This is a genomic window from Rhodococcus sp. HNM0563 (assembly GCF_012726195.1).
GTDB lineage: Bacteria > Actinomycetota > Actinomycetes > Mycobacteriales > Mycobacteriaceae > Rhodococcus.
This window is the reverse complement of record NZ_JAASAF010000037.1, coordinates 1-711: the sequence shown is the minus strand read 5'-3', so window position 1 is coordinate 711 and position 711 is coordinate 1. Positions and strand designations below refer to the sequence as shown.

At 61.6% G+C, this 711-nt stretch carries 1 protein-coding gene; it reads right to left on the bottom strand.

The features are described 5' to 3' along the window. On the bottom strand, window positions 1–662 hold a 662-nt coding region (locus tag HCA61_RS25860; RefSeq protein WP_346777654.1), incomplete at its 3' end, for a condensation domain-containing protein. Between the last annotated feature and the right edge of the window lie 49 nt (window positions 663–711).

The window sequence follows — 711 nt, the reverse complement described above, 5'->3', positions numbered from 1 at the left end:
CCGGGTATGTCCAGCGTCGGTGTTTCGTTGTTCTGATACGCCAGCGACACTTGGAACAGTGGATGATGACTCGACGAGCGGGACGGGTTCAACTCCTCGACAACCCGCTCGAAGGGCACATCCTGATTCTCGTACGCCGCAAGAGCCTTCTCCCGAACCTGCCCCACCAGGTCGAGGAACGACATCTCCGGATCAATACGCGCCCGAAGAACCCACGTATTGACAAAGAATCCCACCAGATCGGCCAGCGACTCGTCCAGACGCCCCGCGATCGGCGACCCGATCGGAATGTCCTCACCTGCACCAAGCCGGTACAACATTGTTGCAAGCGCACTCTGCAGAACGACCGACAACGTCGCACCCGCATCCGCCGCCACGCGCTCGAGCTTCTGGCGCACGTCGGAAGAAATCTCGAACTCCACTGCATCCCCGCGGTAGCTGGAAACTTCCGGCCGCGGGCGATCGAACGGCAATGCCAGCTGCTCCGGAAGCTCTGCCAACTCGTCCCGCCAGTAGCCCAGCTGCCGACTCAGCACACTATCTGGGTCCTCCGACCGCCCCAGGAACTCCCGCTGCCAAACGGCATAGTCTGCGTACTGAACCGGCAACGGCTCCCAATCCGGAGTCGTGTTCGACACACGCGCCCGGTACGCAATCCCCAAGTCCCGCAACAATGGGACCAACGACCACCCATCACCCGCAATATGGTGG